Origin of the sequence: Micropruina sp., assembly GCF_047606365.1 — a bacterium.
Classification (GTDB): Bacteria; Actinomycetota; Actinomycetes; order Propionibacteriales; family Propionibacteriaceae; genus Micropruina.
The window spans coordinates 37334-43924 of record NZ_JASGEN010000132.1 but is presented as its reverse complement, the minus strand read 5'-3'; the positions used below and the strand labels follow the sequence as shown (position 1 = coordinate 43924).

The following is a 6591-nucleotide window of genomic DNA, read 5'->3' as shown; positions in this document are numbered from 1 at the left end:
TGCCGCAGCCGCCCGCGCCGCCGTCGACGCCACCGCGCCGCAGCGTCAGGCCGGGCACCGTCCGGACGCCGGCGTGGCACTCGCCGCGGCCCAGGAAGTGATCGCCGGCGAACCGGGCATCCAGGGCAATGTCAGCCTGGCCGCCGACGGCACCGTCCGGGTGACCACGTCGACCTCGGTGGACACCGTCCTGCTCAGCCTGATCGGGATCACCCGGCTGCCCGGCAACGGCAACGCCGCCGCCCAGCTCTACGACTGATTTCCACGACTGAGTGCTATCAGGGTGAGCGCCCCCGCCGTGGCTGATCGGGCGGAGGTACGGTGCGTGCATGGTCGAGGTCAAGCCGGCGCCGGCGAGAGAGCGCCTGATCGCAGCAGCGGGCGAGCTCTTCTACGCCCACGGGATCGCGGCGACGGGTGTCGACGCGGTCCTGAGCCGGGCCCGGGTTGCCCCGGCCACGCTGTATGCCCACTTCCCGGGCGGCAAGGACGCCCTGGTCGCGGAATACCTGCGACAGCGGTTCGCGCAGTGGCAGCAGCTGTGGGGCGAGATGCTCGACCGCAGCAGCGATGCGCCGGCGCGGGCGCTGTCGGTCTTCGATGCGCTCGTGGAGTACCGCAGGGCGGGCTACCTGCGTGGCTGCACGTTCCTCTCCGCCGCGGTGGAGCTGCCGGCCGAGCATCCGGGCCGGGAATGGCTGGCGGCTGATACCGCCTTCCTCCGCCAGCAGTTGCGGAGCCTGGCCGACGCGCTCGGCGTGCCCGACCCGGAGTTGCTGAGCCGCCAACTCGTCCTGCTCTACGACGGCGCGCTGGCCGACGGTCTCCGGGAGAGCCGCGAGACGTCCGAGGCGATCGCCGTGGTGCGCACCGCTCGGGCCACGGCTGCGCGGCTGATCGAAGAGGCCCGGCGCGCCTGACTCCTTGCCGGCCGGCCACCGGTGAGCTACCGTGGCATGAGGTGAAACGATCGTTATAGTCGTACGCCGTTGGCCCATGGCCTTGGGGTGCCAGCGAGCGGCGTCCGGCGGACGGGGGGCGCATGCTCCACGCACACAGAAGCGCGAGGAACCCGGCCTTCAAGCGGGGGACGGCCGAGGGCGTCCGCGCGTCCGACCCCGACTGCGGCACGATCGGCTCGTCGAACGGTTCCCGGGGGAGAGCGACGGCACAATCTGCGCCCCACCTGCGCGAGCTGCTGCAACGTGAGCGGAACAGACGTTTCGTCGGCCGGACGATCGAGCTGAAGGTCTTCAGCGATCACCTGGAGCGGACTCGCGGGGACGCCTCGCCCGCCGCGGTGTGGGTCCATGGACCGGGCGGCATCGGCAAATCGACCCTGCTCGAGGCGTACGCGCACGTGGCGCGGGCCGCCGGACGACGGGTCGCAGCCCTCGATGCCCGCCGCGTCGGCTCGCACCGGGAGGCGATCCGGGCGGCCCTGCTGAACGCCCTCGGCGCCGCCGATTCGGGTCTGGTCTGCGCAGACCGGCCGGTGGTGCTGCTGGACACCGTCGAGGCCTGGGCCGCCGACGAGGATTGGCTGCGCGAGGAACTGTTGCCGTCGCTGCCGGGGCAGAGCCTGGTCGTCGTCGCACACCGCCGACCACCCGGGCATCGCTGGCTCGCGGACGCCGGATGGCGACGGCTGATGTACGTGCTGCCGCTGAGTGACCTCGACCGGGACGCCGTGCGCGGGCTGTTGGCCATCGAAGGGTTTCCAGAGCAGCTGCTGCCCGACCTGATGCGACTCACCCACGGCCACCCGCTGGCCGCCGCACTGTGCCTGGAGGCGCTGCGGCGGTCCGGGACGCTGCAGGTGCCCGGATCGCTGGAGGACGTGCCCGGACTGGTCGATCAACTGCTGGAGGGCACCGTCGACGAGGCGCCCAGCGGCGGCCACCGGCTGGCGCTGCAGGCCACCGCGCACGCCGCGGTCACCACCGAGCCTGTCCTGCGCGCCGCCCTGCCGGGGGCTCCCGAGCACCAGGTTTCGCAGTTGTGGCAATGGCTGCGCGGGTTGCCGTTCGTGGAGGACGCGCAGGTCGGGCTCCGGCCGGCACCCCTGATCCGCGCCGTGGTCGAGGCCGATCTGCGGCGCCGCGACCCGGAGGGCTACGCGGACCTGCATGGCCGGCTGCGGACGCACCTGGTCGAGCAGCTGCGTCGCTCGGCGGACCATCCCGCGACAGCTCAGCAGGCCGCGGAGGAGCTGCTTTTTCTGGCCCGACCCCTGCTGGGCGACCAGCCGGACGGCCCGGAGCCCGACCTTCGACTCCTGCCGACGACCGCCGCAGGCCCGGCGGACGTCCACGACGCCGTCGCCCTGGCCCGCTCGGTGCGCGGCGCAGGGACGGGCCTGGCGCACTGGCTCCAGCGGCATGCCGAGTATCTGCGAGTGGTCCGGGACGACGCGGGCGTGTTGTCTGGATTCGGCGTCCGGCTGCCGCTGCAGCTGGCGCAACCCGACGACCTGGCTGCCGACCCGGAAATCGCAGCCCTGCTGGACCACGTCGAGCGGAACGCGCCCGCCCGGCCGGGGGAGCAGGTGCTGGCCTGGCTTTTCGTGATCGCCCCGGAAGCCGCACCCGGCGAACGACGGCGGGTGGCGGCAACCTTCCGCGCGTGGCACCTCGAGGACATCCTGCTCAGGGGATCGACCGCCTGGGAGTTCGTCGTCCTCGACGAGAAGGACACGGCGTGGGCGGAGCTGCTGAGCAACTGGGATTTCGACACCCTGCCGGGAGACGACTCCGGCGTCGTCCGGTTCGCCCACGACTGGCGTCGGATGGGGGTCGAGCTGTGGCTGGAGCGGACCGCCGTCCGCGAACTGGGGGAGCAGCTGCCGGACCAGACCTGGGACGAAGCGGCGGCCCTGTCGTACGAGGAGTTCACCGCGTCGGTCAAGCAGGTGCTGCGCGACCTGCACCGGCCGTCCGCACTGTTGCGGAACCCATTGCTGGCCACCGGTATCGCCCGGGCCCGGCGTCGCGCCGACCCCGAACTGAGGCCCGATCGGGTCCTGCGCGCCCTGGTCGCCGACGCCGCGCAGGTGCTCAAGGTGGATCCGAAGAGCGAGCATCTCTTCCGGGTTCTCGACCGCACCTACCTGCGGCCCGCGCCCACCCAGGAGAAGGCGGCCGAGATACTCGACCTGCCGTTCACGACGTATCGCCGCTATCGAGACCGTGCCGTCGCGCGGATCAGCGACTGGTTGTGGGAGTTGGACGTCGACAGCGGAGTGCTGTCCGCCTGAGGCGCTCCTCCCTCACTTCGACGGCGCGCCGTTCTCCCAGAGCCGCGGAATCGGGTGATTCGCCACGAACAGGCCATCCGGGTCGATCGCGCTGCGAATTCCCTTGAGCTGCAGCCAGGCCTCCTCCCGGAATCCCGGCGCGACCTCGGTCTCGTGCTCGACGAAGTTCAGGTACGCGGCACCCGTGCCGAACGGACGCAGTGCGTCGGTCAACCGGACGGCGTCCGCTCGGCCCCTGGCCTCGAGCTCCGCCGTCGGCGCGACGGCGGCAGCGAAGCCGGCGAAGGCGCCGTCCAGCCGATCGACTGCGCCGCCCCCGGCGCGGACGGAGAGGGCACCGCCCAACTGCCGCAGCTCTCCGACCAGCAGGCTGGTCTCCGCCCCGGGTCCGACCGCCGCCACGAACGCGTCGATGGCGGCGTCCGGCAGGTCACCGAGCAGAGTCGAATCCGACACCACGGCGGCTTCCCCCTCGGGGTCCATGTGCAGCCGGATCAACGAGGCCGCGGGGACGCGGGCGAAGGTGTCCCGCTCAGGACGCAGCGCCCGCAGACCCGCAAGGAGCTCGGCCCCCTCATCGTCGGAACCCAGCACCGCCCCGTCGATCATGACCAGCGAACGGCCGCGCAGGAAGTCCGGCATCTCCGGCAACGCGGGGAGCCGCAACGCGCGCAACGACGTGGTGATCGCGTCAGGGGCCTCGGGGGCCCATGCTGCCCACACCCGCAGCACCCGGTCGAGGTCGGCCAGATCCCACAACAGGAATCCCGCGTAGGCGGTGTCGATGGGGTACATCGCGAACTCGAGGGCGGTCAGCACGCCGAAGTTGCCGCCGCCGCCACGAAGAGCCCAGAGCAGTTGCGGATTCTCCTCGGCGCTGGTGCGCACCAGGGTGCCGTCGCTGATCACCAGTTCCGCCGCGACCATGCTGCTCGCAGCCAGGCCGAGCTTGCGCGCGTACCAGCCGATGCCGCCCCCGAGGGTGTAACCGGCGATTCCGACGTCGGGCGATGAGCCGTGCAGGACGGCCCTGCCGTGTGTGGCGGCCGCGGCGACCGCCGGCCCCCACAGGGCACCTCCCTCGGCACGGACGATCCCGCGGGCCGGGTCGGAGGTGACCCGGTTCATCCTGGAGGTCTTGAGCAGAACCGTGTCGTCAAGGCGCTGCGCAGCGAGCGGACCCGCATTGTGGCCGGTGCTCTGCGGCGCGACGCGCAGGCCGTGCTCGGCGGCGGCACGCACGACGGTGGCCACCTCGGCCGCATCGGCGGGCATCGCGACGGCTGCCGGCAACTGGTCGACAGCGACGTTCCACGGCGTCCGGGCCTGATCGTAGAGCCGGTCGCCGGGCAGATGGACATGGCCGTTGATGAGGCCACGCATCGGTGCGGCCGCGGCTGTGCGGCCTCGGGTTTGGTCGTTCATTGCAGGAATCTCCTTGGATGTGGGGGATAGGGGTGCGCGAGGTCGCGGTGTCACGGCTTCCGGCCGATCACCGCACCGTTCGCACCCGCCGCCTCGAACCAGACGGTGTCGATGTCGTGGAAGCCCAGGTCGCCCAGCCAGTCGGCGTATTCGCCTGGTGTGTAGTTGCGGCCTTCGGTTTCGACCAGCATGTTCAGGCTCATCAGGGCTGCGGGCGCAGGCCCCGTCCGCTCGTCGTTGACCAGCAGCTCAGCGATGATCAGCCGGCCGCCGCTGGGCAGCGCCGCCCAACACTTCCGCAGGATCGTGCGGCACCGGTCCTCCGCCCAGTCGTGCATGATCATGGACAGCAGGATCGTGTCGTGCCCACCGGGCAGCGACGGGTCGGCGAAGAAGTCGCCGGCCACCGTCCCGATGCGCTCGCTCAAGCCGGCGGCGTCGATCTTGCCGGCGGCGATGTCGGCGACCTGCGGCAACTCGTAGACCGTCGCCGTCAGTTGCGGGTAGAGCCGGCACAGTTCGATGTCGAACGCGGCGGAACCACCCCCGACGTCGAGCAGCCGGCGGACGCCGCTGAGGTCGACGGCCTGACCGAGCGCGCGGGCGCTGAACGTCGACAGCGAATGCATCGCCTCCCAGAACACCGCCAGCAGCTCGGGGTCCTCGCCGTCGAACAGCGAGCTCTGCCGCTCCGGATCCCAGGTGGTGGGGCGGTTGGTCCGAATGGCCTCCGTCAGCCTGCCCCAGCCGGGGTAGAGCCGCTGATCTGCCATCTGGACGAATCCACCGAAGTAGTAGGGCTTGCCGCGGACCAGGAACTCCTCGGCCAGCGCGCTGTTGAGGTAGCGACCGTCGCGCTTGTCGAGCAGCCCAAGCGCGGCACAGCCGGTGAGCAGCATCTCCGCCGGTCGCACGGCGATCCGCAGCATCGCAGCGAGTTCTTCGGCGGTGGTGCCGGTCGTGCCGGACAGGCGGCTGAACAGGTCGAGCTCGTCGGCCGCGGCGAGCGTCTTCGACGCCCAGAAGCCGGTCGCCAATTGCATCAAGGGGACGGGGGACAGGGTGCTGTCGGTGTCGGCAGTCATGGGACCTCCAAAGGTGCGCCGGGTATCTACACCGGCCACCCTCAGCCGCCCCGGTGACCAGCGACCAGGTCAGTCAGTGCCCAGTCGCTGCCACCTCAGGGTGCTGACGTCAGAGGAACGCGACAGCGGTGTGGCGCAGTGGCACCAAACGGACAGCGGGTGGCCTGGCCGTTGGTCAGCCGGTCCACGGAGCATCACGCCAGGTGAACAATCCGATGAAGGAGCAGGCAATGGGACGCGTGGTTTTCGACATCAGCATGTCGCTGGACGGCTTCATGACCGCGGCGGGGCAGACCGCGGAGGAACCGCTCGGCCCCGGCGGCCAGCGGCTCAACGAATGGGCGTTCGGGGGCGACCCACGTAACGGCGACTACCTGGCCGAGCAGGTGGCGGGTCTCGGCGCGGTGATCACCGGCCGCACCACCTACGACACCTCGCTGCCCTGGTGGGGTGCGGACGGGCCCAGCGGCGGCGCCCGCCGTCCGGTGTTCGTGGTGACTCACTCCGCTGCCTCCGACGCGCCGGAGAACGGTGTCTACACCTTCGTCACTGACGGCTTGGAGAGGGCGCTGCGCCAGGCGCAGGCCGCCGCGGGAGAGCGCACCGTCTGCATCATGGGCGGCGCGGACATCGGGCAGCAGTTCATCGCGGCAGGCCTGGTCGACGAGCTCTCGGTGCATGTCGTGCCGGTCCTGTTCGGCGCCGGCACCCGGATGTTCGACCACCTCGGCACCGACCACCTCCAGCTCGAGGCGCTGGACGCCGTGGCCACACCGACCGCCATCCACACCACGTTCAGAGTTCGCACCCGGTAGGGGTTGCGCG

At 71.3% G+C, this 6591-nt stretch carries 6 protein-coding genes; 4 read left to right on the top strand and 2 right to left on the bottom strand.

Annotated features, from left to right (window positions below; all coding sequences use genetic code 11):
• The 3 genes from QM624_RS15400 to QM624_RS15390 form a co-directional block, all read left to right on the top strand.
• On the top strand, positions 1-259 hold a 259-nt coding region (locus QM624_RS15400; protein ID WP_415093361.1), incomplete at its 5' end, for a hypothetical protein.
• Positions 260-329: 70 nt separating this feature from the next.
• Positions 330-920, top strand: a complete 591-nt coding sequence (locus QM624_RS15395) for a TetR/AcrR family transcriptional regulator (RefSeq protein ID WP_415093359.1) — start codon at positions 330-332, stop codon at positions 918-920.
• A 122-nt stretch (positions 921-1042) separates the two neighbouring features.
• Entirely contained in the window at positions 1043-3256 is a 2214-nt protein-coding gene (locus QM624_RS15390) for a hypothetical protein (RefSeq protein ID WP_415093357.1), read from the top strand.
• 12 nt (positions 3257-3268) lie between these two features.
• Here the strand turns inward: QM624_RS15390 and QM624_RS15385 are convergent, their stop codons facing one another.
• Together QM624_RS15385 and QM624_RS15380 are read right to left on the bottom strand one after the other, a co-directional pair.
• The gene (locus QM624_RS15385) at positions 3269-4681 is read right to left on the bottom strand and encodes an FAD-binding oxidoreductase (protein ID WP_415093355.1); all 1413 of its coding nucleotides are present in this window, start codon (positions 4679-4681) and stop codon (positions 3269-3271) included.
• Positions 4682-4731: 50 nt separating this feature from the next.
• Complete coding sequence (locus QM624_RS15380; RefSeq protein WP_415093353.1) at positions 4732-5766, bottom strand: methyltransferase; 1035 nt, start codon at positions 5764-5766, stop codon at positions 4732-4734.
• Positions 5767-5996: 230 nt separating this feature from the next.
• Here QM624_RS15380 and QM624_RS15375 point away from each other — a divergent pair, with 230 nt between their 5' ends.
• Positions 5997-6581, top strand: coding sequence for a dihydrofolate reductase family protein (locus tag QM624_RS15375; protein ID WP_415093351.1), 585 nt, complete (start codon positions 5997-5999; stop codon positions 6579-6581).
• The last annotated feature ends 10 nt before the right edge of the window (positions 6582-6591 follow it).

Coding starts and splice junctions, on each gene's coding strand:
- QM624_RS15375 (WP_415093351.1), top strand. CDS start 5,997: ATGGGACGCGTGGTTTTCGACATCAGCATGTCGCTGGACGGCTTCATG.
- QM624_RS15395 (WP_415093359.1), top strand. CDS start 330: ATGGTCGAGGTCAAGCCGGCGCCGGCGAGAGAGCGCCTGATCGCAGCA.
- QM624_RS15385 (WP_415093355.1), bottom strand. CDS start 4,681: ATGAACGACCAAACCCGAGGCCGCACAGCCGCGGCCGCACCGATGCGT.
- QM624_RS15380 (WP_415093353.1), bottom strand. CDS start 5,766: ATGACTGCCGACACCGACAGCACCCTGTCCCCCGTCCCCTTGATGCAA.
- QM624_RS15390 (WP_415093357.1), top strand. CDS start 1,043: ATGCTCCACGCACACAGAAGCGCGAGGAACCCGGCCTTCAAGCGGGGG.